Annotated in this window: 23 protein-coding genes and 2 tRNA genes; 5 read left to right on the top strand and 20 right to left on the bottom strand. The window is 56.4% G+C overall.

Annotated elements, in window-relative coordinates:
* Nucleotides 1–12 precede the first annotated feature (12 nt).
* From infB to rlmE, 11 genes are all read right to left on the bottom strand, one after another.
* Complete coding sequence (gene infB / locus ONZ54_RS05710; RefSeq protein ID WP_005317521.1) at nucleotides 13–2,709, bottom strand: translation initiation factor IF-2; 2,697 nt, start codon at nucleotides 2,707–2,709, stop codon at nucleotides 13–15.
* A 20-nt stretch (nucleotides 2,710–2,729) separates the two neighbouring features.
* A complete protein-coding gene (gene nusA / locus ONZ54_RS05705) occupies nucleotides 2,730–4,232 on the bottom strand; it encodes a transcription termination factor NusA (protein ID WP_005317524.1) in 1,503 nt (500 codons plus the stop codon).
* A 14-nt stretch (nucleotides 4,233–4,246) separates the two neighbouring features.
* Nucleotides 4,247–4,705, bottom strand: a complete 459-nt coding sequence (rimP, locus tag ONZ54_RS05700; protein ID WP_005317527.1) for a ribosome maturation factor RimP — start codon at nucleotides 4,703–4,705, stop codon at nucleotides 4,247–4,249.
* A 166-nt stretch (nucleotides 4,706–4,871) separates the two neighbouring features.
* Nucleotides 4,872–4,948 (bottom strand) — tRNA-Met (locus ONZ54_RS05695).
* A gap of 92 nt (nucleotides 4,949–5,040) precedes the next feature.
* Nucleotides 5,041–5,125: transfer RNA gene (locus tag ONZ54_RS05690), tRNA-Leu, on the bottom strand.
* Nucleotides 5,126–5,134: 9 nt separating this feature from the next.
* Nucleotides 5,135–5,461, bottom strand: a complete 327-nt coding sequence (gene secG, locus ONZ54_RS05685; RefSeq protein ID WP_021138145.1) for a preprotein translocase subunit SecG — start codon at nucleotides 5,459–5,461, stop codon at nucleotides 5,135–5,137.
* Nucleotides 5,462–6,226: a triose-phosphate isomerase gene (gene tpiA, locus ONZ54_RS05680; protein ID WP_271787669.1), complete on the bottom strand. Its 765-nt coding sequence runs from the start codon at nucleotides 6,224–6,226 to the stop codon at nucleotides 5,462–5,464.
* Nucleotides 6,227–6,356: 130 nt separating this feature from the next.
* Complete coding sequence (glmM, locus tag ONZ54_RS05675) at nucleotides 6,357–7,691, bottom strand: phosphoglucosamine mutase (protein WP_005317535.1); 1,335 nt, start codon at nucleotides 7,689–7,691, stop codon at nucleotides 6,357–6,359.
* Nucleotides 7,692–7,707: 16 nt separating this feature from the next.
* Nucleotides 7,708–8,553: a dihydropteroate synthase gene (gene folP / locus ONZ54_RS05670; protein ID WP_005317538.1), complete on the bottom strand. Its 846-nt coding sequence runs from the start codon at nucleotides 8,551–8,553 to the stop codon at nucleotides 7,708–7,710.
* A gap of 62 nt (nucleotides 8,554–8,615) precedes the next feature.
* Nucleotides 8,616–10,565 carry an ATP-dependent zinc metalloprotease FtsH gene (gene ftsH, locus ONZ54_RS05665; RefSeq protein ID WP_005317541.1) on the bottom strand — a complete coding sequence of 650 codons (1,950 nt, stop codon included), beginning with the start codon at nucleotides 10,563–10,565 and terminating at the stop codon, nucleotides 8,616–8,618.
* A 45-nt stretch (nucleotides 10,566–10,610) separates the two neighbouring features.
* Nucleotides 10,611–11,240, bottom strand: a complete 630-nt coding sequence (gene rlmE / locus ONZ54_RS05660; RefSeq protein WP_005317545.1) for a 23S rRNA (uridine(2552)-2'-O)-methyltransferase RlmE — start codon at nucleotides 11,238–11,240, stop codon at nucleotides 10,611–10,613.
* Nucleotides 11,241–11,337: 97 nt separating this feature from the next.
* Here rlmE and yhbY point away from each other — a divergent pair, with 97 nt between their 5' ends.
* Both yhbY and ONZ54_RS05650 read left to right on the top strand, forming a co-directional pair.
* Complete coding sequence (gene yhbY / locus ONZ54_RS05655; protein WP_271787668.1) at nucleotides 11,338–11,634, top strand: ribosome assembly RNA-binding protein YhbY; 297 nt, start codon at nucleotides 11,338–11,340, stop codon at nucleotides 11,632–11,634.
* 104 nt (nucleotides 11,635–11,738) lie between these two features.
* On the top strand, nucleotides 11,739–12,332 hold the full coding sequence (locus tag ONZ54_RS05650) for a hypothetical protein (RefSeq protein ID WP_059111420.1): 594 nt from the start codon (nucleotides 11,739–11,741) through the stop codon (nucleotides 12,330–12,332).
* A 47-nt stretch (nucleotides 12,333–12,379) separates the two neighbouring features.
* On the opposite strand, the gene greA is transcribed toward ONZ54_RS05650, so the two are convergent.
* From greA to pomA, 5 genes are all read right to left on the bottom strand, one after another.
* Nucleotides 12,380–12,856 carry a transcription elongation factor GreA gene (greA, locus tag ONZ54_RS05645; protein ID WP_005317553.1) on the bottom strand — a complete coding sequence of 159 codons (477 nt, stop codon included), beginning with the start codon at nucleotides 12,854–12,856 and terminating at the stop codon, nucleotides 12,380–12,382.
* Between the two features lie 378 nt (nucleotides 12,857–13,234).
* Nucleotides 13,235–13,612 carry a PRC-barrel domain-containing protein gene (locus tag ONZ54_RS05640; protein ID WP_058393758.1) on the bottom strand — a complete coding sequence of 126 codons (378 nt, stop codon included), beginning with the start codon at nucleotides 13,610–13,612 and terminating at the stop codon, nucleotides 13,235–13,237.
* Nucleotides 13,613–13,691: 79 nt separating this feature from the next.
* Complete coding sequence (locus ONZ54_RS05635; protein ID WP_005317567.1) at nucleotides 13,692–13,838, bottom strand: hypothetical protein; 147 nt, start codon at nucleotides 13,836–13,838, stop codon at nucleotides 13,692–13,694.
* Between the two features lie 473 nt (nucleotides 13,839–14,311).
* A complete protein-coding gene (locus ONZ54_RS05630) occupies nucleotides 14,312–15,223 on the bottom strand; it encodes a flagellar motor protein MotB (RefSeq protein ID WP_059168108.1) in 912 nt (303 codons plus the stop codon).
* Nucleotides 15,224–15,228: 5 nt separating this feature from the next.
* The gene (pomA, locus tag ONZ54_RS05625) at nucleotides 15,229–15,987 is read right to left on the bottom strand and encodes a flagellar motor protein PomA (protein ID WP_005317570.1); all 759 of its coding nucleotides are present in this window, start codon (nucleotides 15,985–15,987) and stop codon (nucleotides 15,229–15,231) included.
* 222 nt (nucleotides 15,988–16,209) lie between these two features.
* Here pomA and xseB point away from each other — a divergent pair, with 222 nt between their 5' ends.
* Genes xseB through dxs form a run of 3 tightly spaced genes read left to right on the top strand, consistent with a single transcriptional unit; the run spans nucleotide 16,210 to nucleotide 19,239 of the window.
* Nucleotides 16,210–16,461, top strand: coding sequence for an exodeoxyribonuclease VII small subunit (gene xseB / locus ONZ54_RS05620; RefSeq protein WP_005317577.1), 252 nt, complete (start codon nucleotides 16,210–16,212; stop codon nucleotides 16,459–16,461).
* A complete protein-coding gene (gene ispA, locus ONZ54_RS05615; RefSeq protein ID WP_271787667.1) occupies nucleotides 16,462–17,352 on the top strand; it encodes a (2E,6E)-farnesyl diphosphate synthase in 891 nt (296 codons plus the stop codon).
* Nucleotides 17,353–17,373: 21 nt separating this feature from the next.
* Complete coding sequence (gene dxs / locus ONZ54_RS05610) at nucleotides 17,374–19,239, top strand: 1-deoxy-D-xylulose-5-phosphate synthase (RefSeq protein WP_271787666.1); 1,866 nt, start codon at nucleotides 17,374–17,376, stop codon at nucleotides 19,237–19,239.
* Between the two features lie 80 nt (nucleotides 19,240–19,319).
* Here dxs and ONZ54_RS05605 read toward each other — a convergent pair whose 3' ends face one another.
* From ONZ54_RS05605 to ONZ54_RS05590, 4 genes are all read right to left on the bottom strand, one after another.
* The gene (locus tag ONZ54_RS05605; RefSeq protein ID WP_011898427.1) at nucleotides 19,320–20,261 is read right to left on the bottom strand and encodes an ABC transporter permease; all 942 of its coding nucleotides are present in this window, start codon (nucleotides 20,259–20,261) and stop codon (nucleotides 19,320–19,322) included.
* A gap of 4 nt (nucleotides 20,262–20,265) precedes the next feature.
* Complete coding sequence (locus ONZ54_RS05600; protein WP_005317584.1) at nucleotides 20,266–21,240, bottom strand: ABC transporter permease; 975 nt, start codon at nucleotides 21,238–21,240, stop codon at nucleotides 20,266–20,268.
* Between the two features lie 97 nt (nucleotides 21,241–21,337).
* Nucleotides 21,338–22,894, bottom strand: coding sequence for an ABC transporter substrate-binding protein (locus ONZ54_RS05595; RefSeq protein WP_271787665.1), 1,557 nt, complete (start codon nucleotides 22,892–22,894; stop codon nucleotides 21,338–21,340).
* Nucleotides 22,895–22,953: 59 nt separating this feature from the next.
* The gene (locus tag ONZ54_RS05590) at nucleotides 22,954–24,678 is read right to left on the bottom strand and encodes a dipeptide ABC transporter ATP-binding protein (RefSeq protein WP_005317588.1); all 1,725 of its coding nucleotides are present in this window, start codon (nucleotides 24,676–24,678) and stop codon (nucleotides 22,954–22,956) included.
* Nucleotides 24,679–25,129 lie beyond the last annotated feature (451 nt).

The following is a 25,129-nucleotide window of genomic DNA, read 5'->3' as shown; positions in this document are numbered from 1 at the left end:
CTAACTGTCGGCTTACAGAGTCCGTTGAATTTCAATGGTCTCGTAAACTTCGATCTGGTCGCCTTCGCGTACGTCGTTGTAGTTCTTGACCGCGATACCACACTCGTAACCGTTGCGGACTTCGTTGACGTCATCCTTGAAGCGACGCAGGGATTCCAGCTCGCCTTCATAGATAACCACGTTGTCACGCAGAACACGGATACGGTTGGAACGCTTGACCACACCTTCGGTAACCATACAGCCGGCAACGGCGCCGAACTTCGGTGACTTGAAGACGCTACGCACTTCAGCCAGACCGATGATTTCCTGACGATACTCAGGAGCCAGCTTGCCGCTCATGGCCTGCTTCACTTCGTCGATCAAATCATAGATGACGGAGTAATAACGCAGATCCAGGCTCTCGGATTCGATGACCTTGCGCGCAGAAGCGTCGGCACGGACGTTGAAGCCCACCAGGATGGCGCTGGAAGCCGCAGCCAGAGTGGCGTCGGTTTCGGTGATGCCACCAACACCCGAGCCCACGATCTTGACTTTGACTTCGTCGGTAGAGAGCTGGACCAGCGCATCGCAAATGGCTTGCACCGAACCCTGTACGTCAGCCTTGATCACCACGTTCACTTCGGACACTTCGCCCTCGGTCATGTTGGCGAACATGTTTTCCAGCTTGGCCTTCTGCTGGCGAGCCAGCTTGACGTCGCGGAACTTGCCCTGACGATAGAGCGCCACTTCACGGGCTTTCTTCTCGTCACGTACAACAGTGGCTTCGTCACCGGCAGACGGCACCCCGGACAGACCCAGGATTTCCACCGGCAGGGACGGACCCGCTTCCTTGATCTCGCGACCCAGTTCGTCACGCATGGCACGAATACGACCGTATTCCAGACCACACAGTACGATGTCGCCCTGGCGCAGAGTACCTTCTTGTACCAGCACGGTGGCAACCGGACCACGCCCCTTGTCCAGGAAGGATTCGATCACGACGCCGCTGGCCATGCCATCGACTACCGCTTTCAGTTCCAGTACTTCGGACTGGATCAGGATGGCTTCCAGCAGGTCGTCGATACCTTCGCCAGACTTGGCAGAGACATGAACGAACTGGCTGTCGCCACCCCAGTCTTCTGACATGACGTTGTAACGGGCCAGCTCGGTCTTGACGCGATCCGGATCCGCTTCAGGCTTGTCGATCTTGTTGACCGCAACCACGATAGGCACTTCGGCCGCCTTGGCGTGCTGGATGGCTTCGATGGTCTGCGGCATGACGCCGTCATCGGCAGCAACAACCAGAACGACGATATCGGTCGACTTGGCACCACGAGCACGCATGGAGGTAAACGCAGCGTGACCCGGAGTATCCAGGAAGGTGATCATGCCACTGTCGGTTTCGACGTGGTAAGCACCGATGTGCTGGGTAATACCACCGGCTTCGCCAGCAGCAACCTTGGCTTTACGGATGTAGTCGAGCAGCGAGGTCTTGCCGTGGTCGACGTGGCCCATGATGGTCACGACAGGAGCACGGGACTTGGCTTCGGAGGTCTCGTCACGATCGGACAGTACCGCCTCTTCCAGTTCGTTCTCACGGCGCAACACCACCTTGTGACCCATCTCTTCGGCGACCAGCTGAGCTGTCTCCTGATCGATCACCTGGTTGATGGTGGCCATGGCGCCCATCTTCATCATCGCCTTGATGACTTCAACACCCTTGACGGCCATCTTGTTGGCCAGTTCGGCTACAGTGATGGTTTCGCCGATGACAACGTCACGGTTAACCACAGCTGCGGGCTTGTTGAAGCCGTGCTTCATGGCGTTGGGCATGGCCATCTTGCCGCGCTTGCCTTTGCGGGCACGCGGGTTGCGGGAGTCGCGATCGTCTTCACGACGACCGGCCTTTTTCGGGGCCTTGACCGCTGCAGCAGCCGTGCGACGACTGGTCTCTTCCTTCCGGTCCAACTCGTCTTCTGCGGCTTGCGCATGCTTGTTGGTGGTCAGATGATAGTCACTGCTCTCTTTGGCGCGAGCAGCTTCTTCTTCAGCCCAGCGAGGGCCGTTCTGTTCCGCCATGAGACGAGCCTCTTCGGCTTTCTTGGCGGCGAGTTCTTCTGCTTTTTGCAAAGCTGTTTGTTCCTGTTGGCGCTTCAGTTCTTCTGCTTCGCGCTTGGCCATCTTTTCTGCCTCTTGCTGAGCTGTGCTACTGGCTGCTTTGGCGGGCTGTGGAGCCTGTCGAGCCTTTGATTGTGCCTCGATCCGCGCCTTTTCCTCAGCTTCACGACGAGCCTGCTCAGCCTCACGGCGAGCCTTCTCTTCAGCATCGAGACGAACCTTGTTCTCGGCCTCGCTACGAGCTTTTTCTTCTGCTTCCAAACGCGCTGTTTCCTCGGCTTCCGCCTGGCGCTGTTCATCTTCCAGCGCCGAGCGTTTTACATAGGTGCGAGTCTTGCGCACTTCAACCTGCACTTCCTTGTTCTTGCCGCCAGTCCCCTGAACACTGATGGTGCTCTTGGTCTTGCGCTGCAAAGTCATGCGGGCTGGTGCGGTGAGCTCGTCACCTCCATGCTGTTTTTTCAAGTGAGCCAGCAGAGTCTGTTTTTCAGACTCGCTGACGAGGTCGTCGGCCTTGCTCTTGCTGATACCGGCATCGACAAACTGCTGGAGAAGACGATCAACCGGCGTGTCGATGTCAGTGGCAAGTTGTTTGACTGATACTTCTGCCATTCATTTTCCTCCGTTTGATCTTATTCAGACTGCTCTTCTCCGAACCAACAGATATTGCGAGCAGCCATAATCAGCTCACCGGCTTTCTCAGCGGTCAGCTCTTCAATGTCGGCAAGGTCGTCGATACCTTGCTCTGCCAAATCTTCCAGGGTGCCGACACCACGCGCGGCCAGGGCATATGCCATGTCGCGACCGAGGCCAGCCAGATTGAGCAGGTCTTCGGAAGGCTCTACGCCGTCCAAGGATTCTTCTTTGGCCAGGGCCTTGGTGGTCAGGACATCCTTGGCACGCTTGCGCAGCTCTTCCACCATGTCTTCGTCCAGACCGTCGATGGCCAGCAGCTCATTGACGGGTACGAAGGCGATCTCTTCCAGAGTCGAGAAGCCTTCTTCCATCAGCAGACCGGCGAAATCGTCGTCGATGTCCAGGGCGCTGGTGAACAGGGTCAGGATGCGATCGTTCTCGGCCTGGTGCTTGGAGCGCATGTCCTCGACGGTCATGACGTTCAGCTCCCAACCGGTCAGCTGGGAAGCCAGACGCACGTTCTGACCGTTGCGACCGATGGCCTGGGCCAGGTTGGCGGCTTCCACGGCAATATCCATGGTGTGGTTGTCTTCATCCACTATGATGGAGGCCACATCGGCCGGCGCCATGGCATTGATCACGTATTGTGCGGGGTTGTCATCGTACAACACTATGTCGGCACGCTCACCGCTCAGCTCGGCAGAGACAGCTTGCACACGAGCACCACGCATGCCGATACAGGCACCGATTGGGTCGATACGACGATCGTTGGTCTTGACGGAGATCTTGGCGCGGGAGCCCGGATCACGGGCGGCGCCCATGATTTCGATCATCTCTTCACCGATTTCCGGTACTTCGATGCGGAACAGCTCTTTCAGGAAGTCCGGGCTGGAGCGGCTGACGAACAGCTGGGAACCACGGGCTTCTGGACGCACAGCGTAGAGCAGACCACGAATACGGTCGCCCGGACGGAAGGTCTCTCGCGGCAGCATGTCGTCACGGAAGATCACGGCCTCGGCATTGCTGCCCAGATCCAGGATCACGTTGTCACGATTGCTCTTCTTGACCACACCGCTGATGATGGTGCCTTCCTTGTCCTTGAACTGGTCAACGACTTGGGAACGCTCGGCTTCGCGCACTTTCTGCACGATAACCTGCTTGGCGGTCTGGGTGGTGATACGGTCGAAGGTAACAGAATCAATCTGATCTTCTACATAGTCACCGAGCTGGATCTCGGGCTGCTCGATCTGAGCGGCTTCGAGGGTGATTTCACCGTACGGGTTCTCCATTGCAGCCTGATCGGCCACAACAACCCAGCGACGATAGGTTTCGTAGTCACCGGTCTTGCGATCGATTTCAACCCGAACTTCAATCTCGCCTTCATATTTTTTCTTGGTCGCAGTCGCCAGCGCAGTCTCCAGAGCCTGGAAAATCTTCTCGCGGGGTACCGCCTTCTCGTTGGATACAGCGTCAACGACCAGCAAAATCTCTTTATTCATATCCGATAGCCTCGTTAACCAAAGTTCGGCACTATGTTCGCTTTTTGGATATTGGTGAAAGCCAACACGTCGTCCTTACCATCTACTGTCAGGGTGATCATGTCGCCTTGCACAGCTTTGATTACGCCTTTGAACTTGCGGCGGTTATTTGTTGCCATCCGCAGCTGCACTGCCGCCTCTTGGCCAACGTATTTTTCGAACTGGGCAACCTTGAACAGCGGACGATCCAGACCAGGGGAGGATACTTCCAGGAAGTATTCTTCTGTGATGGGATCTTCGACATCCATGATGGCGCCAACCTGATGGCTGACTTCAGCACAGTTTTCGACAGTCACACCATTCTCGCCGTCGATAAAGACACGCAAAGTGGAGTGGTTACCCGCGCGGATAAACTCAATACCCCAAAGTTCAAAACCCAAGGCAACGACCGGAGCCTCGAGCAGATCGGTCAAACGTTGTTCCAACGTAGCCAAAGTCACCCTCCGAAAAACAAAAAAAGGGCATAAAGCCCAGATAGATATCGATTCAGAGTAAATCGCACATAACAAAAAGCCCCGATGTCAAATCGGGGCTTGGCGCTTTACCCTGATTGTCGCCTCGCAGCGACCGCCTTCCTGAGCGTAGGAAATGCGTGAAATTTGGTTGCGGGGGCCGGATTTGAACCGACGACCTTCGGGTTATGAGCCCGACGAGCTACCATGCTGCTCCACCCCGCGTCCGAAATCGTGCGAGATTATAGCCAGTTCATTCTCTTCATACAAGACTGAGTGACTATAATACACCCGGTTACCCGAGTTCACTGCTTAATTGGTGCCGTGGGCGGGACTCGAACCCGCACACCCTAGAGCACTACCCCCTCAAGATAGCGTGTCTACCAATTCCACCACCACGGCAAAACTCACTTATTGGGGAACGTCAGTATCTTTGTTTACTGGCGCTTTGGTCTGCTCAACCTGTTCGGTTTGTTGCAGATTTTCCCATTCACTACCCTGTTTGACCTTGTGGCTGGACATAGAGCCAAGCACCAAACTAATCAGAAAGAACAGAGTAGCCAAAACTGCTGTTGTTCGGGTCAGGAAACTGCCTGAACCACCGGAGCCGAATACGGTATTCGATGCCCCTGCGCCGAAGGAGGCGCCCATGTCAGCCCCTTTACCTTGCTGAATCATCACCAGACCAATCAGAGCCAGTGAAACCAGCAGATAAACGACTAAAAGAATTTCGTACATTTAACTTGCACCCTTTGCCGCTTCAACAATTCCTAAAAACGTCTTGTCATCGAGGCTTGCTCCACCAATCAGGCCGCCGTCAACGTCGGGCTGGGCAAACAAATCTCTCGCATTGGTCGGTGTCACGCTCCCACCATAGATGATTCTAACTTTCTCACCTATTACCGGAGTATCCTCCGCCAAGCGACCGCGTATAAAGGAATGAACCTCTTGTGCCTGCTCGGGTGTGGCGCATTTACCTGTACCTACAGCCCAAATCGGCTCGTAGGCGATGATAGCATTATCGAAAGCCATCGCGCCATTTTTCTCTATGACGATGTCCAGCTCTTCAGCGATCACCTCGAAGGCTCTTCTCGCTTGCCTCGCTGCACCTGACTCACCCAAACAGAGGATGGGGATCAAGCCTGCCGCTCTGGCTGCCGCAAACTTCTCTGCGATGATAAAGCTGGTCTCACCAAAGAGACGCCTGCGCTCGGAGTGCCCTACCAGTACGTAACGACACCCTGCCTCAACCAGCATCTCACACGAGACTTCACCCGTATAAGCGCCTTGTCGGTGCTGACTCACATTCTGAGCCCCCAACTTCATTGCCTTTTGCTCGTTGAGCAGTGCGGCGGCGAAGTCGAGATGCACATGGGATGGACACAAGACCACATCTACTTGCTCATCAATACCTTTCAGGCATTGGCCAGTAAACTGCTCTAACTGCGACCTACTGCCGTGTAACTTCCAGTTGGCTGCTACAAACGGCTTGCGATGTCCCATCGGCAACTCCCTTGCGAAAGCGGGGCTGATAATATCCAGAGGATTGTCAGCTGACAAGTGCTATTTTTGAATTTTCGAATCGTTTGAACAAGATACAACCAGGGCGGCTAAAAAGCCGCCCTTTTGTTCATTAAAACGCCGATTCAACCTGTTGTGCAATGCGCTGGGCCATGTCGCGCACCTGTTGCTCATGTTCACCTTCCACCATGACCCGGATCAGGGGTTCGGTGCCGGATTTACGCAGCAATACGCGACCACGGCCGGCCAGCTCCTGTTCCACCTTGGCGACTTCCTGGTTGACGGCGTCAGCCGCCAGCGGATCCTTGCCCTCGGCGAAACGGACGTTCACCAGCACCTGCGGGAACTTGCTCATGCCGGAGCGCAGCTTGGCCAGCGGCATCTCGGCGGTGCAGATGGCCATCAGCACCTGCAGGGCGGCGACTATACCATCCCCTGTAGTGGTCTGATCCAGGCAGATGATGTGACCTGAGTTTTCACCCCCGATACGCCAGCCCTTCTCATTCATCATCTCCAGCACATAGCGGTCACCCACTTTGGCCCGGGCAAACGGGATCCCCAGGGTCTGCAACGCCAGCTCCAGACCCATGTTGGCCATCAGAGTACCGACGACACCGCCTTTGAGGCGGCCGTTGCGCAGGGCATCGCGGGCAATGATGTAAAGGATCTCGTCGCCGTCAATGATGTAGCCGGTGTGATCAACCATCACCAGACGATCGCCGTCACCATCGAATGCCACGCCTAGGTCTGCCTTGCACTCCAGCACCTTGGCAGCCAGCGCGTCGGGAGCGGTAGAACCGACCCCGTCGTTGATGTTGAGACCATCCGGGCTGCAGCCGATGGCAATCACCTCGGCGCCAAGCTCGCGGAAGACGGAAGGAGCTATGTGGTAGGTTGCGCCATTGCCGCAGTCGACCACCATTTTCAACCCTTCCAGACTCAGGTTGGATGGGAAGGTGCTCTTGCAGAACTCGATATAGCGGCCAGCAGCATCCTCGATACGCACGGCTTTGCCCAAATCGGCGGACTCGACACACTTGATCTCGTGATCCAGCTCGGCCTCGATAGCCATTTCCACATCATCCGGCAACTTGGTACCGTCAGCGGAGAAGAACTTGATGCCGTTGTCATAGAAGGGATTGTGTGAGGCGCTGATGACGATACCGGCCTCGGCACGGAAGGTGCGGGTCAGGTAGGCAACGGCCGGGGTGGGCATGGGGCCCATCAGAATAGCCTTGAGGCCGGCAGCGGAGAGGCCGGCTTCCAGCGCGGATTCCAGCATGTAGCCAGAGATGCGGGTATCTTTGCCGATCAGCACCTTCTTGGTGCCCTTCTTGGAGAGCACCTTGCCTGCTGCCCAACCCAGCTTCATCACGAAATCAGGGGTGATCGGGAATTCGCCAACCTTGCCGCGGACACCATCGGTGCCGAAATACTTTCTTGCCATTATCTGTTCTCGTTTTTTATTTGGATATGAAATCTTGTCCCGTCATTACCATCCAGCCGGCGCGCAGGGCATCCATGGTCTCTCGCACATCGTGCACCCGGATGATCCGGGCGCCATGTTGCATCCCGATCAGCGCGCAAGCCAGGCTGCCGGCCAACCGATCATCAACCGGTCGGCCAAGCAGGTTGCCTATCATAGACTTTCGCGACATGCCGACCAAGAGCGGAAGCTGGTAATCGAGCAACTTGCTCTGCTGTGCCAGTAGTTGATAGTTGTGTGCCAGCGTCTTGCCAAAGCCGTAGCCCGGGTCCAGCAACAACTGCTGGCGCCGTATCCCGACGGCCAGACAGGCGGCAATACGCTCATCGAAGAAAGCCCTCACCTCCCCCAGCAGGTCATCATAATGGGGTTCCGCCTGCATGGTTCTCGGTTGGCCTTGCATGTGCATCAGACACACTGGTACGTCAGCTTCTGCGGCAACCGCCAGGGCGCCGGGTTCAAGCAGCGCCCTGACATCATTGATGAGATGGGCTCCCGCCTTGCAACCTTCGCGCATCACGGCAGCCTTGGAGGTATCGAGGGATATCATCACATCCAGCTCGGCGACCAGCCGCTCGACCACGGGGATCACCCTGTCCAGCTCTTCCTGTTCGTTCACGTCAGGGGCGCCAGGACGGGTCGACTCGCCACCAATATCGATAAGTGTTGCCCCGTCAGAGACCATCTGACGCGCATGGGCCATCGCCCGTTCAATCTGACTGAAATGACCGCCATCGGAGAAGGAGTCTGGGGTGACATTGAGGATCCCCATGACATGAGGGCGTTCGAGGGAGAGGCTGAGCCCTTTGCTGATTAGCTGCATCTTCACTTCCGTTTGCATAAAGAAAAACCCCGGGACCAGCCCGGGGTTTGCATCATTACAGTTTATTTGGCCGGGAGATCATTGGCCTTGTCGATATCGACATCAGCCACCTGCTCGACCTCAGTCACAGCCGGTTTCGCATCCTCTGCGACAGTGGCACCACCTGACGGGGTATCGCTGTGCTCATCATGCCAGTTGCTCGGAGCACGCACCTCGCGACGGGCCATCAGATCGTCGATCTGCTTGGCGTCGATGGTTTCGTACTTCATCAGCGCATCTTTCATGGTGTGCAGTACGTCCATGTTGTCCAGCAGGATCTGCTTGGAGCGGGCGTAGTTGCGATCGATAACCTGCTTGACCTCGGCATCTATGACCCTGGCAGTGTCATCGGACATGTGCTTGGCCTTGGCCATGCTGCGACCGAGGAACACTTCGCCGTCTTCTTCTGCATAGAGCATGGGGCCGAGACGCTCGGACATGCCCCACTGGGTCACCATCTTGCGGGCTATATCGGTCGCACGCTCGATGTCATTGGATGCACCGGTCGATACCTTCTCGGCACCGTAGATCAGCTCTTCCGCCAGACGACCACCGTACAGGCTGGAGATCATGGATTCAAGGTGCTGCTTGGAGTGGCTCCAGCGATCCTGCTCGGGCAGGTACATGGTCACACCCAGCGCACGACCGCGCGGTATGATGGAAACCTTGTAGACAGGGTCATGATCCGGCACCAGACGACCTATGATGGCGTGACCCGCCTCATGGTAAGCCGTCATCTCCTTCTCGGACTCCTTCATCACCATGGAACGGCGTTCCGCACCCATCATGATCTTGTCCTTCGCCTTCTCGAACTCGGCCATGGAAACCACACGGCGGCTCTCACGGGCAGAGAAGAGCGCAGCTTCGTTGACCAGGTTGGCGAGATCAGCACCGGAGAAACCCGGAGTACCACGTGCAATCACGGCTGCATTGACATCATCTGCCAATGGCACCTTGCGCATGTGTACTTTCAGGATCTGCTCGCGACCGCGCACATCCGGCAGACCGACCACAACCTGACGGTCGAAACGACCCGGACGCAGCAAGGCCGGATCCAGTACGTCAGGGCGGTTGGTGGCAGCGATGACGATGACGCCTTCATTGCCTTCAAAACCATCCATCTCGACCAGCATCTGGTTCAGGGTTTGCTCGCGCTCATCGTGACCACCGCCGAGACCGGCGCCACGCTGGCGACCGACCGCATCGATTTCATCGATGAAGATGATGCAGGGGGACGACTTCTTGGCCTGTTCGAACATGTCACGTACCCGGGAGGCACCGACACCCACAAACATTTCGACGAAATCAGAACCCGATATGGTGAAGAAAGGCACCTTGGCCTCACCCGCAATGGCCTTGGCCAGCAGGGTCTTACCGGTACCGGGAGGACCTACCAGCAGGACGCCGGTCGGGATCTTGCCACCCAGTTTCTGGAACTTGCTCGGATCGCGCAGATAGTCGACCAGCTCTTTCACCTCATCTTTGGCTTCATCGCAGCCTGCGACGTCAGCAAAAGTGGTCTTGATCTGATCTTCGCTCATCAGGCGAGCCTTGCTCTTGCCAAACGACATGGCACCCTTGCCACCGCCGCCCTGCATCTGACGCATGAAGAATACCCAGACACCGATCAGCAGCAGCATCGGGAACCAGGAGATGAAGATAGAGGTCAGCAAAGACGGCTCTTCCGGCTTCTCACCCATCACTTTGACATTGTGATTGAGCATGTCGTTGAGCAGTTGGGGATCCGGCGCCGGTATGATGGTGGTGAAGCGTTCACCAGTGCGCTTGACGCCATTAATGACCTTGCCATCCATCCGCACTTCACGGATCTGCTCTTGGGTCACTTCTTTAACGAAGCTGGAATAGTCCAGCTGGCGACTGGTGGTATCGCTGGGGCTGAAGCTATTGAACACCGACATCAACACGACGGCGATGACCAGCCACAGGATTAGGTTTTTCGCCATGTCACTCAAATCAATGACCTCGCAGACTGACAGTTAACGATGAAGGTTAGGGTACTACAGTTTAAAACCGGTAGCCACAATGTAGACTTCTCGTGAACGAGCACGAGACGAGTCTGGTTTACGAATCTTGACAGCAGAGAAAAGCTTACGAATTTCATTGAGATAGGCATCGAACCCCTCTCCCTGGAATACCTTCACCACGAAGCTGCCATTAGTGCGTAACACTTGATTGCACATGTCGAGCGCGAGCTCGATCAGGTACATGGCGCGGGCCTGATCCACCTGTTGGGTGCCACTCATATTGGGCGCCATATCAGACATGACCACGTCCACCTTGTCCGGACCAACACGGTCCAGCAAAGCGCCGAGTACAGTCTCCTCCCGAAAGTCCCCTTGCAGGAAATCGACACCGGCAATGGGATCCATCGGCAAAATATCACAAGCGATGACTCGCCCATTGTCACCCACCTGCTCAACGGCGAACTGGGACCAGCCACCCGGGGCGGCCCCCAGATCCACGACCGTCATGCCGGTGCGAAGCAATTTGTCCTTGCCCTGAATTTCATCAATTTTGAAAACAGCGCGGGAACGCAGCCCCAATTTCTGGGCTTTTTTGACGTATTGATCGTCGAAATGTTCTTTTAACCAGCGGGTTGAGCTGGGGGAACGTTTTTTCTGGGTCATGATTATCGACTTTAAAAAACCACAAGGGTTATTAGTATTAAGGGCTAAGTGGGGGTAGAATACGCCCCTTTCAACCCTGACTTATGAAGAAATTGCCATGATTCTCAACAATAAACAGAAACAGTACCTCAAGGGCCTTGCCCACAGTCTGAAGCCCGTTGTCCTCATGGGTCAACATGGTCTGACCGAAGGTGTACTGGCCGAGATCGATCTGGCGCTGAACCACCACGAGCTGATCAAGGTTAAGGTTGCGTCTGAAGATCGTGAGATGAAACAACTGGTTATGGATGCAATTGTCCGTGAAACCGGCGCGGTCAAGGTACAGAGCATCGGCCACGTGCTGACCATCTACCGTCAGGCCAACGAGCCGAAAATCCAGCTGCCCCGCAAGTAACAGGAAAGAGCCTCGCTCTTTCCTTCATTTCCCTTCTTCCCAAGTCGCTTGCCAAAGTAGTCGCCAGGCCCTTAACCTGCGATGAATACTCCTGGATACCCGCTATGGATCACCATCAGATTCTCACCGAAGATGAACTGGCCATGCTACGGGACTTGGGGAGCGATCAGGAGATGGCCGCCGGACAATCCCTGAGCGGTTATCTCGCCACTCCCTTGCTCGGGCTGTTGCAACGCGCCGATCAACTGGTACTCGAAGCCCGCTTTGCCGGGCATCAACTTCGATTTCCGCTGCGTTTCACTCAGGGAGACGATGGCTTTGTCGAACCACGCATCGCCGCGCCCGTCATCAAGGAGCTGGGCTACCCCCATCTGCGCGCCTGGCGCCTGGATGAAAAAGCCCGCTTCAAGGTAGCCGAAACCGAATATCTGGTACACAGTCTGTCGCTGGATGGGCTTGTAGTGGAAGGCTTGCCGACCAGACTGACCGTTGGCACCACTCTCAGCGGTACCCTGCTCATTCATGAACTGGCCCCTCTCCCCCTCTGCGCCGAGCTGGTCAGGCATATCCATCAGCGCAATGGCGTACAAGGCTGGGCACTCCACTTCCAGATGGCCAAACCGGACCTGGAACGACTGCGAAGCTGGATGTTCCAGCGCCATCAGGATGCGTTCACCCAGGCTTACCAACCCCGCTAAATACAAACAGGGGAGCCGTGCTCCCCTGTTTCAGGCATCACCTCACATCAGAGGTAGGCGACGGCCAGGATCTCGTATTCCACATCGCCAGCCGGCGTCTTGACGATGACAACATCGTCCACTTCCTTGCCGATCAAGGCTCGGGCAATGGGCGAGTTCACGGAAATCATGTTCTGTTTGATGTCCGATTCGTCGTCACCCACGATACGGTAGACCACTTCTTCTTCCGTCTCGCTCTTGAGCAGAGTCACGGTTGCACCGAAGATGACGCGACCATTGTTAGCAATCTTGGTGACATCGATCACCTGGGCATTGGAGAGCTTGCTCTCAATTTCCTGAATACGACCTTCACAGAAACCTTGCTGCTCACGGGCGGCATGGTATTCGGCGTTTTCTTTCAGATCGCCATGTTCACGGGCATCTGCAATCGCTTCGATTATCTGCGGACGAAGCTCGCTCTTCAGATAGTCGAGTTCTTCACGCAGCTTTTCCGCGCCGCGAACAGTCATCGGAGTATGATTCATAGTCGAAACCTGGGTTGCTTGAAAAAGAGAAGCTGCGGCAATCAAAGAGAGCCGCAGCTATCGGTTCGGATGGGGCATCTTAATATGAAGCCAGCACAAAATCCATGTCAGTCCCTGCGAGCGGGATCGCGCTTTAGAGTACTGAATGCCGCGAAGGTCGTGAAGAAAAGCGAGGTAACTGAGGCAGCCAAGGCGACCTTTGCCCTGGCTGCAATACTTTCATTTTGCTTGTTTGATCAGATCCACCACAGCATCGAGCCTTGTCTCCTGCCTAAGTGGAAAACTGCTTAGAGGCACTTCCAGGCTGTGTTCTCATCTGATTATCGGCTGATAGGATTCACAACAAGCATCAGCGTCAAACAAGATCGCAACATGGCGTCAGGATCTGGTGTTGTAATAGTTGTTGATGCTCTTTTCCCAAGAGGTATCAGCCATGTCGGGCCAGCTATTACTATCAAACCCCGGGGCATTCTTCATGTGTTCTTCATCGGTATCCATGACAAAGCATTTCTTTTCAGTATCGACCTTCAGGGCGCGCCACGGCACTGCAAACAGCTTTTCGCCGAGACTAAGGAAACCGCCGAACGACAACACTGCGTAGCAAACCTTGCCATTGTCGATGTCCAGCATGAGCTCCTTGATAGAGCCCAGCTTTTCACCCCTCGGGTTGTACACATCGTTGCCATTGAGCGTACTGGCACTGAGTACTCTGGGGCCAAGCGGGCGGCCGGTATTGGTTACATTGGTATCGATCATTTGATGCTCCTGACATTATTTGGCAAATAACGGGATGGGGGAAGAGAGTTGACCACTGAGTGGCCAACGCGTTGACGGTTCATTTTCCCTTTTTGGCATCCTTGCGATCTTCTGCAGTGACCCGATCTTTACCAGTGGATTTTTGAGCAGCGCCGGTCGATTCCTTGTCACTCTTCCCTTTGCCTTTGCTCTCTTCGCTACGACCCTTGAGTTGATCCTTGTTCATGGTGAACTCCTGATAGTGATATGAATGAGGGCGCGAGAACCGGAAATGGAAATGGGATCCTGCACCAGCCATCATGAGCATAAATCGAGCAGAACAGGGGGTCTGTACGCTGACATACATAGAAAACAGGGTTTGTAAGAGCACTGAATAATTGACGCCGTGGATCCAGCGGCGGGCAGGGAAGGCATGAACTGGCTTGAATCAATGCCAATGATGGCGATCCTCAGCGGCGCAAGCTCTCGCAGCCTCGAGAAGCCGATCAGCGCGATGACAAGGATGTTGCCGCCGGTTTGGCGGATCGGGTGATGACAGAAACAAAAGATTGATAACAATTCAATCTGCTGCTCACGCCCAATATCCTTAGCAAGTCGCCATCACAAAGCGGTTGAGCGGCACTTCAGTGCGGCCCTAAAAGGAAAACCGCGGCTATCGGGGATAACCGCGGCAAGCGGAAGTGGACTTCCTGGCGAACACTACTTGGGCTCAGAGACGCCAATCGGGGCCGACACTGTCGGTTTGCCCTGCATGATGGAGATCTCCACTCGCCGGTTCATACGCCGATTGTCCGGATTGGTGTTGGGCACCAGGGGCTGGGAATCCGCCATGCCTTGCACCACCAAGCGTTTACCATCAAAGCCAGGAACCTTGATCATCTGGTGAGCCACCGCCACCGCACGCTGGGATGAAAGATCCCAGTTCGATTGAAACAGCTCATTTTCGGTCGCTATGTTGTCGGTATGACCCGACACGGTTATCTCACCTGGCACATCTTTCAACAAGCTGGCAACTTTGCGAATAACCGGCCAGAACTGGGGTTGCAAGAAAGCTGAACCGGCCGGGAAGGCTGCTTTCTCACGGATCCGGATGATAATCTGCTGACCCAGGGCCTCCACCTCAATGGCACCATCCTGAATCTGGGCTTTCATCTGCTCGGCCAGCGCCTTGGCCAGGGCATTGGACTGCTCCTGCTGCTTTTGAACCTCTTGCTGCTTCTGCGCCTCTTGCTGGGTATCACCACCGCTCAGCTGCCCCTCAACCTTGTCATGGCCACCCGCCTGATCGGCATCACCGGGCTGAAAATCCAGCTCGGTCTGGGTCATGTCGATGGTCTGCTGCATGATGGTATCGATGGGGGTCGGTTCGGGACGACCAGGTCTGAACTCCAGCGCAATGACGGAGGTTCCTTTGGGGATATCTTTCACCTCCAGAATGTTTTGTACGCCGAATGCCTTCTCCATGGAGCCTGCGATCTGCTTGAACTTCTGTACATCCATCTCGGCAAAGGAGAGCAGCAGTACGAAGAAGCACATCAATAGCGACATCAGATCGGCGAAGGTCCCCATGTAACCGGGCAGACCAGGTGGCGGGCACTTGCACTTAGCCATGGGGATTACTCGCTGCCATTGTTGCGTTTGGACTGGTTCAGGTAATTTTGCAGCATTGACTGGATTACCCGCGGGTTCTGTCCATCCTGAATGCCCATGATGGCGTCCAGTACCAGGCAGCGGCTCAGTTGCTCTTCACCGCTGCGCAACTCCAGCTTGTCGGCGATGGGAATCGCAATCATGTTGGCCTCGATGGCGCCATACAACGTGGTCAGCAAGGCTACCGCCATGGCTGGACCGATGGATTTGGGGTCACTCATGTTGGCCAGCATGGCAACAAGGCCCACCAGGGTACCTATCATGCCCATGGCAGGGCCCAGATCTCCCAGCGCCCGAAAGACCTTGATGGCGATGACATGGCGCTCCGCGGTCAGCTCTATGTCTTTCTCCAGCACGGCGCGGATGACATCCGCATCATGACCATCCACCAGCATGTCGATGCCTTTTTTCATGAAGGTGTTTGGTACTTCGGCGGCTTCCAGCGCCAGAAACCCCCCTTTGCGGGCGGCATCAGCCAACTCGACCGCCTTGATAATGAGGTCATCCAGCTTGTCGCCCTTGTAGAGAAACGCCTTGCCAGCAATCTTGAACGCCATCAAAAACTGACCGATATTGAACTTCATCATGGCGATGAAGATGGAACCCAGAATGGTGATGTAGACGGAGGGCATATCGATGTACATGCTCATGGGGCCCCCCAGCAGCATGCCATACACCACCACCCCAAATCCCAGCACTATGCCAATCAGACTACCTAGATCCACGTCCCTACTCCCCTGTAAGCTGAAATTTGTTATATCTGTAGTTTGTTGAATTTTCTGCTATTGGCTCGTCAGCGGCAAGGGCCACCACATTTTTCCTTACCAACAAGATGGCTTATTATCGGCCACTTTTCCGAGAGTTTAAGCCGACCGCACTTTTCTGCCTCCCCCCTGTGCGTCGTCGATGTTAAGATAAGCCGTTTTTTTCAATCCCCGAGGATGAACATGGCCAGTAAGAAAATCGACCGCCTGAGTTTTGATGCCACTCTGGAAGAGCTGGAAACCATAGTTCATCAACTGGAACAAGGTTCCTTACCGCTGGAAGAGGCGCTCAAGCAGTTCGAGCAGGGTGTCCACCTGGTACGGGCTGGCCAGCAGAAGCTGGAACAGGCCGAACAGAAGATCCAGATCCTGCTGACTCAGGCCGATGGCACTGAGCAAGCAGTCCCCTTCCAGCCAGAGCAAGGAGAGGAATGAGTGACGCTGGACGATTTTTCCCGTCTGCATCGGCAACGTATTGACGACTGTCTGTCTGCACAACTTGAATCCTTGCCCGCCATGGCTCCGCGTCTGCGCGATGCCATGCGCTATGGTCTGCTGCTCGGCGGCAAGCGGGTGCGCCCCTTCCTGGTCTATGCCGTGGGTGAGATGCTGGGCGTCAAACGCGAGCTGCTGGACGGCCCTGCCGCGGCAGTGGAGTGCATCCATGCCTACTCGCTGCTGCACGACGATCTGCCCGCCATGGACAACGATGACTTGCGTCGTGGTCAACCGACAGTACACAAGGCATTTGATGAAGGTACCGCCATCCTGGCCGGTGATGCCTTGCAGACCCTGGCCTTCTCCATTCTGGCAGATCATCCCCTGCCCGACGGCCTTCTGGCCAACCGGGTACGTATGCTGAGCACTCTGGCCCGCGCCTCCGGCTACCTTGGCATGTGTGGCGGACAGGCACTGGATCTGCAGGCCGAAGGCCGCCAGATCAGCCTCCCCGAGCTGGAGCAGGTGCATCGCCACAAGACTGGCGCCCTGATCGAATGTGCCGTGGCACTCGGTGCCCTGTGCAAGGCCGACGTAGACGACACCACACTGGCGGCGCTGCAAACATACGCGGCAGCCATAGGGCTCGCTTTTCAGGTACAGGATGACATCCTCGACATCACAGGGGATACAGTGACACTGGGCAAGCCACAAGGCTCTGATCTGGCACAGGAAAAAAGTACCTATCCGGCCCTGCTCGGACTCGACAATGCCCGTGAGCTGGCTCGCGAACTGCACGGTAAAGCCTTAACAGCCTTGCAATCTTTGCCCTACAATACCGACATTCTGGAAGCGTTTGCCGATTACATCATTGAGCGAACCCACTAAACGCTGGATAACAGTAACAATATGAGCGTTGATATAAGCAATTTCCCCAACCTGGCCCTCGCGGATACGCCGGTCGAGTTGCGATCCCTGCCCTTCGAACGGCTGCCGCTGTTGTGCAACGAACTGCGTGAATATTTGCTGCGTTCGGTGAGTCGCTCCAGTGGTCATCTCGCCTCCGGGCTCGGCACCGTCGAGCTGACGGTAGCGCTGCACTACGTCTATAACACCCCGTTCGATCGGCTGGTGTGGGACGTGGGTCATCAGGCCTATCCCCACAAGATCCTGACCGGGCGTCGCGACCGGATGCAGAGCATTCGTCAGAAAGACGGCCTGCACCCCTTCCCCTGGCGCGGCGAGAGCGAGTATGACGTGCTCTCGGTCGGTCACTCCAGCACCTCCATAGGTGCGGCGCTCGGCATGGCCGTTGCCGCCGAGAGCGAGGGCCTGGGTCGCAAGGTGGTGGCAGTGATTGGTGACGGCGCCATCACCGCCGGCATGGCATTCGAGGCGCTCAATCACGCCGGCGATGTCCACAAGGACATGTTGGTGGTGCTCAACGACAACGAGATGTCCATCTCCGAGAATGTGGGGGCGCTGAACAACCATCTGGCCCGCATCATGTCTGGCAAGCTCTACACCACTATCCGCGAAGGCGGCAAGAAGGTGCTGGCGGGGCTGCCACCGGTCAAGGAGCTGGCCAAACGGGCCGAAGAGCACCTCAAGGGCATGGTAGTGCCCGGTACCCTGTTTGAGGAGTTCGGCTTCAATTACATAGGCCCCATCGACGGCCATGACATTGAGGCGCTGGTCGAAACCCTGCGCAACATGCGTAATCTCAAGGGCCCGCAGCTGCTGCACGTCAAGACCAAGAAGGGCAAGGGCTATGAGCCTGCCGAGAAAGACCCCATCGGTTATCACGGTGTGCCCAAGTTCGATCCGGACGAATGCACATTGCCCAAGGCGAGTGGCGGCAAGCCGAGCTTCTCCGCCATCTTCGGCCAGTGGCTGTGCGACATGGCGGCGAAAGACGAGAAGCTGGTCGGCATCACCCCCGCCATGCGCGAGGGCTCGGGGCTGGTCAAGTTCAGCCAGCAGTATCCGGATCGCTACTTCGATGTGGCCATCGCCGAACAGCATGCGGTCACCTTCGCCGCCGGCCTTGCCATCGCCGACAAGAAACCTGTGGTTGCCATCTACTCCAGCTTCCTGCAACGGGCCTACGACCAGGTGATCCATGATGTGGCGCTGCAGTCATTGCCGGTGCTGTTTGCCATCGACAGGGCTGGTCTGGTAGGCGCCGATGGGCCGACCCATCAAGGGGCGTTCGACATCAGCTTCCTGCGCACCGTGCCCAACATGGTCGTCATGACCCCGTCCGACGAGAACGAGTGTCGTCAGATGCTCTACACCGGCTATCAGTGCAACCAGCCGGCTGCGGTGCGTTATCCCCGTGGCAGTGGCACAGGTATCGAGGTGCAGACCGAGATGCAGGTGCTGGAACTCGGCAAGGGGCGCATCGTCCGCAATGGCAAAGGCACCGCCATACTGGCGTTCGGTACACTGCTGCAGCAGGCCAGGGCTGCCGCCGAGGCGCTTGATGCCACTCTGGTGGACATGCGCTTCGTCAAGCCGATGGATGAGGCGCTGGTGCTGTCGCTTGCTGCCAGCCACGACCAGTTCGTGACCATAGAGGACAACGCCATCATGGGTGGCGCCGGCTCTGCGGTGAACGAGCTGCTGATGCGCAACAAGCAGTGCAAGCCGGTGCTCAATCTGGGCCTGCCGGATCGCTTCGTGGAGCAAGGCACCCAGGAAGAGATCTATGCGCTGCTGGGACTCGACAGCACGGGCATTCAAGCCAGCATAGAGGCCTGGCTGCAAGCCTGACGCAAACACTGGCTACAATCGCAAGCAATAAAGAAGGGCGCCTTATGGCGCCCTTCTTTTGTTTTCACTTCTGACCCGAGTCAACCCTTGTAGATCTTCGGGTTAAACACATCCCGCAACCAGTCACCCAGCAAGTTGATGACCAGCACCAGCACCACCAGACAGATGCCGGGGAAGGCGGTGATCCACCAGGAGCCCGAGAAGATGTAGTTGAAGCCGACACTGATGAGCGAGCCCAGCGAAGGTTGATCCACCGGCATTCCCAATCCGAGGAAGGAGAGTGCCGCCTCGCTCATGATGGCGTTGGCCACCTGCACCGTGGAGATCACCAGGATGGGTGACAGACAGTTCGGCAGAATGTGGCGGAACATGATGCGCGGGGCACGGAACCCCATCACCTTGGCCGCTTCCACATATTCCTTCTTCTTCTCGGCAAGCACAGAGGCACGCACAGTCCGCGCATACTGGGGCCACTCGGCAATGCCGATGATCACTACCAGCATCAGGATGGCAAACTTGGAGTAAAACTCGGAGCCAAACGTTGCCTGAAAGATGGCGGAGATGATAATGGCCACCATCATGGTGGAGAACGACAGCTGCACGTCGGCAAAGCGCATCAGCAGGCTGTCGATGCGACCACCGAAGTAACCGGCGATCAGGCCGATGACGATGCCGAGCACCAGTTGCAACCCCACCGCGAACAGGCCGATGGAGAGCGAGATGCGGGCACCATAGAGGATGGTGCTCCAGATATCGCGCCCCTGATTGTCGGTGCCGAGCCAGAAGCGCTCTTCGCCACCATCCAGCCAGGAGGGTGGCAGCTCCGCATCCATCAGATCAAAACTGGTCTGGTCATAGACGTTGTGCGGTGCCAGCCAGGGCGCCAACAACGCCGCCAGCACGAACACCACAAACACCGCAAAGCTGAACATGGCTACCTTGTCCCGCAGGAAGTAGTAGACAAAATCAGAGTTCTTGAATCGAGCCCAACGGCTTGGGCTTGCAGTTACAGCGTTACTCATGCGGTTACCCCTTGGCGGTCAGGTTGACGGTCGGGTTGATGAACCCGTAGAGCAGGTCGACCAGGGTATTGGTCACCACGAAGATAAGTCCCACGAAGATGACGTAGGCAGTGATCAGCGGCGTATCCACTCTGTGAATCGCCTCAAGGAACAGGAAACCGGTTCCCGGCCACTGGAACACGCTCTCGGTCAGTATGGTGTAAGCCACCATGGTGCCGATCTGCACGCCACCGACGGTAATCACCGGCAGCATGGTGTTTTTCAGAGCGTGCTGGTAGTAGACCTTGTTGTTGTCCAGCCCCTTGGCACGGGCAAACTTCACGTACTCGGATGAGAGCTGCTCCAGCATCTCGGAGCGTACCAGCCGGATAAACAGCGGCAGCATGATGGAGGAGAGGGACACAGCCGGCAGTATCAGGTGCAGGATACCGTCCCAAGTGAAGAAACCCGACTCCCAGCCAAGCACATTGGCGGTCTCGCCACGGCCATAGGCCGGCAGCCAGCCAAGCTGGATGGAGAAGAGGTACATCAACATGATGGCGGTCAGGAACACAGGGATGGAGATGCCTATGCTGCTCACGGCCATGATGATCTTGGTCAGGATGCTACGCGGGCGGATCGCGGAGTAGACCCCAAGCGGAATGGAGACCACCACTATGATCACGGCGGCGCCAAACACCAGCTCAAGGGTCGCTACCAGCTTGTCGAGGATCACCTCGAGGGCCGGTCGCTTGAAGAAATAGGAGGTGCCCAGATCCCCATGCACCGCATTTTTCAAAAAGCGGCTGTATTTGATGAGGAAAGGATCGTTCAGGCCCATCTTCTCGCGCAATTCGTGACGCTGGGCTTCGGAGACGGATTGTCCCACCAGCTCGCGCAACGGATCCCCCAGGTTGTCCTGGATGGAGAAGGCGACCAGGCTGATGACGAACATCACTATCACGGCCTGATAGAACCGTTTCAGCAGGAATGTAAACATGCTTGTCCTTCTACGTGGCCTGTGTCTTGGCACAGGCTTCTGTTAATGGCGGGGGTCGCCACAGGCAACCCCCGCTCAGTCCTTCCTTGCGACTCGCTTACTTGCCGACCACCAGATCGCCGAAGTAAGGGAAGTTCATTACGTTGACGATGGGCTTGATGTCGGCGTTTTTCTTGGCGCCATAGGCCAGATCTTCCCAATGGAGCGGCACATAGGCTGCGTCGTCGATCAGCATGGCTTCCACCTTCTGCAACATGGCAGCACGCTTGGCCGGATCGGTTTCGGTGTTCGCTTCCATCACCATCTTGTCAGCTTCTGCGTTGGCATAGCCCGCGCAGTTGTACTGACCCATGCCGGTCTTGGCATCCTTGGTAAAGGTCAGGAACTCGAAGAAGTTGGCACTGTCTTCGGTATCCGAGTGCCAGCCGATCAGCTGCATGTCAGCGGCGCACTTGTCAAACTCGGGCCAGTATTGCGCCACCGGCATGGTCTTCAGATCCACCTTGATGTTGATCTTGGCCAGCATGGCGGAGACCGCCTGGGCAATCTTGACGTCGTTGACGTAACGGGCAGCCGGGGAGATGAAGGTCATCTTGAAGCCCTGCTCGTAGCCCGCTTCCTTCATCAGCGCCTTGGCCTTGGTCAGGTCATATTGTGGTACCAGCGCTTCGTTGTGACCGGCATAGCCTTTCGGGCTCAGCTGGCCAGCGGGGGTACCGAATCCCTTGTTGATCTTGTCGACGATACCCACCTGGTTGATGGCGTAGTTGATCGCCTGACGCACGCGCTTGTCTTTCAACGCCGGGTTGGTGTTCTGGTTCAGCTCTATGATGATGGCGCGAGTACCGGACAGGGTCACCAGCTGGGTGTCCTTGCCATTCTTGACGCGCTCCAGATCGTTCGGGGCAACCGGATAGATGACATCCACGTCCCCGCCCAGCAAGGCGGCAACACGGGTCGCATCTTCCTTGATCGGCACCACTGTCAGGTTGTCAACGTTGCCCTTGGAAGCCTTGTCCCAGTAGTTGGCGTTGCGGGTGTACTCCAGCTTGACGCCTTGCTCGCGGAACTTGACGCTGAACGGACCTGTACCGGAGACATTGGTAGAAGCATAGGAGTCGCCGTTCTTGACGATCTCGGCCTTGTCTTTGCCTGCTTCTGTCTTGCCGGTATAGAACTTGGAGTCCATCGGGAAGATATAGGTGACGGTCTGCAGCACCAGCGGGAACGGCTTGGCGGTGATCAGATCGACTGTGTAGTCATCTACCTTTTTCACTTCGGCGATAGGATCGAAGATGGCCTTGAAATCGACGGAGGATTTCAGGCGATTGATGGTCCACACAACGTCATCGGCGGTGAAGTCGTTGCCGGAGTGGAACTTGACGCCCTTGCGCAGGTGGAAGCGGACAGTCTTGTCATCGATACGCTCGAACTTCTCGGCCAGACGTGGCTCGAATTTCAGATCCTGGGTGTAACGCATCAGGGGATCGAACACCAGGTGCGACATCTCCAGGGTCTGGCCGGAGAGCTGCTCCTGCGGGTCCAGCGAGGTGGCATCCGATGCAACGGCGACCTTGATGTCGACGGCAGAAACGTTAAAGGCGAGGCCGGCGGCGAACAGCGCCATGGCGATCTTGGATAATCCTTTCTTCATGTCTTTCTCCATGCTTTTGGCTTTCTTATTGACAGACAAACCGGCGAACCGGTGCTTTCCTAGCTTGCGATTTCCAGCCCCTCACGGGACATTCCCTTGAATTCCGGCATGAGGGAAATCAGCTTGCGGCTGTACTCATGCTCGGCATTGGTAAACAATTTTTCGGTCTCGGCCACTTCCACCAGATGACCGTGCTGCATCACACCGATGCGATCGCACATCTGGCGGATCACCGGCAGATCATGGCTGATGAACAGCATGGTGAGCCCAAGCTCCTGCTGCAGATCCTTGAGCAGGTTGAGGATCTGGGCCTGGACCGACACATCCAGCGCCGAGGTGGGCTCGTCACAGATGAGGAAGCGCGGGCGGGTCGCCAGGGCTCGGGCGATGGAGATGCGCTGACGCTGACCGCCGGAGAACTCGTGGGGATACTTGACCCCGGCACCACGGCCGAGCCCGACGTGATCGAGCAGATCGTTGACGATCCCCTCGATCTGGCTCTCGCTGCCCGCCAGCTTATGAAAGCGGATGGGCTCGGCGATGATGTCACGCACCTTCATGCGCGGGTTCATCGAGGAGTAAGGGTTCTGGAATACCATCTGCATCTGGCGGCGCAGGGGGCGACGCTCACGCTCGCTCTTGAGCGCGGTGAGATCGATCCCCTCGAAGAAGATCTTGCCGGTATCGGGCGGATAAAGCCCTGTAATGGCGCGGGCTATGGTGGATTTGCCGGAGCCCGACTCCCCCACTAGGCCGAAGGTCTCCCCTTCGAAGATCTCGAAGCTGATGTTGTTACAAGCCCGCACGTACTGACGGCGGCTCGGGAAGATGGAATCCTTGGTGACAAACCTCAGATCCACGTTCTCCACCCGCAGCAGGGCCCCTTCGTAAGCGCGCTCGTCCTGACTCTGACCGAGCCAGTGGGTCTTGAGATCGATATTGGTATCCGGCGCACTGGCATCCTCGATATAGGAGACCAGCGGGAAGCGCACCAGTTTGACGTCCGAGCGGGGCACAGCCGAGATGAGGCTGCGGGTATAAGGGTGATTGGGGCGGCCCAGCACCTGTTCAGTGGTACCGAACTCCACCAGATCACCGCGGTACATGACCGCCACCTTGTCGGTGACGTTGGAAACCACGCCCATGTCGTGGGTCACCAGCATGCAGCCCACCTGGCGCTCTTTGCAGAGGTTGCGGATGAGCTGGAGGATCTGATCCTGAATGGAGACGTCGAGGGCCGTGGTCGGCTCATCGGCAATGATGAGCTCGGGATCGCCACTCAGGGCGATGGCGATAACGACCCGCTGACGCATGCCGCCGGAGAACTGGTGGGGATACTGCTTGATCCGCAGCTCGGGCTGCGGGATCCCCACCGCCCCCATCAGCTCGAGGGCCTTGGCAAAGGCCGCCTCACGGGAAAGGTCGGTATTGGCCAGAATGGTTTCCACCAACTGCTGTTCAACGGTGAACAAGGGGTTGAGGGAGGTCATGGGATCTTGAAAGATGAAACCGATGCGGGAACCACGGATAGCTCGCATCTCGTTCTGGCTCTTGCCGGAGATGAGTTCGCCGTTGAGATAGATGTCGCCACGGGCGATGCGACCCGGTGGGCTCAACAGGTCGATGACGGCGTTGCCTATGGTGGATTTTCCGGCGCCAGATTCGCCTACCACACCGACAATCTCCCCTTTTTCGACACACAAAGAGAGATCTTTGACCGCGGCCAGCACCCCATAGCGGGAGGGGTACTCGATCCGCAAGTTTTTCACTTCGAGCAAGGACATGTTTACCTCTGCGGGGGACATCCGTCCCAAATAATTCGTCCGTAAATCAGCCGCAGATGCCGGTTTGCCTTGGTACTTATCTTGAGTGCTTGTTCTGAGTAAGAAACGCTCAATCCATGAGGCAGTTAAACCAGCGATCCGGGCGGGTTTTTTGCATTTTTTTGGAATAACCCGCGAGTAACTTAGACGGTTTAACCGCGAGTGTAAATGATCGGGTTATACAATTTCGCAATACTTTGCCTAGTCAGAGGGTATTCCGATAGTCATAAATGATGACTTATGTCACATAACCAGACTATATGACCACCACCAATCATTTTTAGTGCTTTTACTTTCAACAAAGACGCAACAGACGGGAATATTCACTATCAGCACAATAGCATTAAGCTTCGAATGAGTAGTGAATATTTATGTGAAATGATTTTTAAACGGCAGCATATGCCGGCGAATG

Source organism: Aeromonas salmonicida, assembly GCF_028355655.1.
In the GTDB taxonomy this organism is placed as follows: Bacteria; Pseudomonadota; Gammaproteobacteria; order Enterobacterales; family Aeromonadaceae; genus Aeromonas; species Aeromonas salmonicida.
The sequence above is the reverse complement of the archived record's forward strand: the minus strand, read 5'-3'. Positions and strand labels throughout refer to the sequence as shown.

Bases quoted from the DNA above. Each gene is read 5' to 3' on its own strand.
- ONZ54_RS05590 (WP_005317588.1), bottom strand. From the start codon at position 24,678: ATGTCCTTGCTCGAAGTGAAAAACTTGCGGATCGAGTACCCCTCCCGC.
- infB (WP_005317521.1), bottom strand. From the start codon at position 2,709: ATGGCAGAAGTATCAGTCAAACAACTTGCCACTGACATCGACACGCCG.
- ONZ54_RS05600 (WP_005317584.1), bottom strand. From the start codon at position 21,240: ATGTTTACATTCCTGCTGAAACGGTTCTATCAGGCCGTGATAGTGATG.
- ONZ54_RS05640 (WP_058393758.1), bottom strand. From the start codon at position 13,612: ATGATCGATACCAATGTAACCAATACCGGCCGCCCGCTTGGCCCCAGA.
- glmM (WP_005317535.1), bottom strand. From the start codon at position 7,691: ATGGCAAGAAAGTATTTCGGCACCGATGGTGTCCGCGGCAAGGTTGGC.
- rlmE (WP_005317545.1), bottom strand. From the start codon at position 11,240: ATGACCCAGAAAAAACGTTCCCCCAGCTCAACCCGCTGGTTAAAAGAA.
- tpiA (WP_271787669.1), bottom strand. From the start codon at position 6,226: ATGGGACATCGCAAGCCGTTTGTAGCAGCCAACTGGAAGTTACACGGC.
- xseB (WP_005317577.1), top strand. From the start codon at position 16,210: ATGGCCAGTAAGAAAATCGACCGCCTGAGTTTTGATGCCACTCTGGAA.
- ONZ54_RS05605 (WP_011898427.1), bottom strand. From the start codon at position 20,261: ATGAGTAACGCTGTAACTGCAAGCCCAAGCCGTTGGGCTCGATTCAAG.
- ONZ54_RS05630 (WP_059168108.1), bottom strand. From the start codon at position 15,223: ATGGCTAAGTGCAAGTGCCCGCCACCTGGTCTGCCCGGTTACATGGGG.
- greA (WP_005317553.1), bottom strand. From the start codon at position 12,856: ATGAATCATACTCCGATGACTGTTCGCGGCGCGGAAAAGCTGCGTGAA.
- secG (WP_021138145.1), bottom strand. From the start codon at position 5,461: ATGTACGAAATTCTTTTAGTCGTTTATCTGCTGGTTTCACTGGCTCTG.
- ONZ54_RS05635 (WP_005317567.1), bottom strand. From the start codon at position 13,838: ATGAACAAGGATCAACTCAAGGGTCGTAGCGAAGAGAGCAAAGGCAAA.
- nusA (WP_005317524.1), bottom strand. From the start codon at position 4,232: ATGAATAAAGAGATTTTGCTGGTCGTTGACGCTGTATCCAACGAGAAG.
- yhbY (WP_271787668.1), top strand. From the start codon at position 11,338: ATGATTCTCAACAATAAACAGAAACAGTACCTCAAGGGCCTTGCCCAC.
- dxs (WP_271787666.1), top strand. From the start codon at position 17,374: ATGAGCGTTGATATAAGCAATTTCCCCAACCTGGCCCTCGCGGATACG.
- ONZ54_RS05650 (WP_059111420.1), top strand. From the start codon at position 11,739: ATGGATCACCATCAGATTCTCACCGAAGATGAACTGGCCATGCTACGG.
- folP (WP_005317538.1), bottom strand. From the start codon at position 8,553: ATGCAGCTAATCAGCAAAGGGCTCAGCCTCTCCCTCGAACGCCCTCAT.
- ONZ54_RS05595 (WP_271787665.1), bottom strand. From the start codon at position 22,894: ATGAAGAAAGGATTATCCAAGATCGCCATGGCGCTGTTCGCCGCCGGC.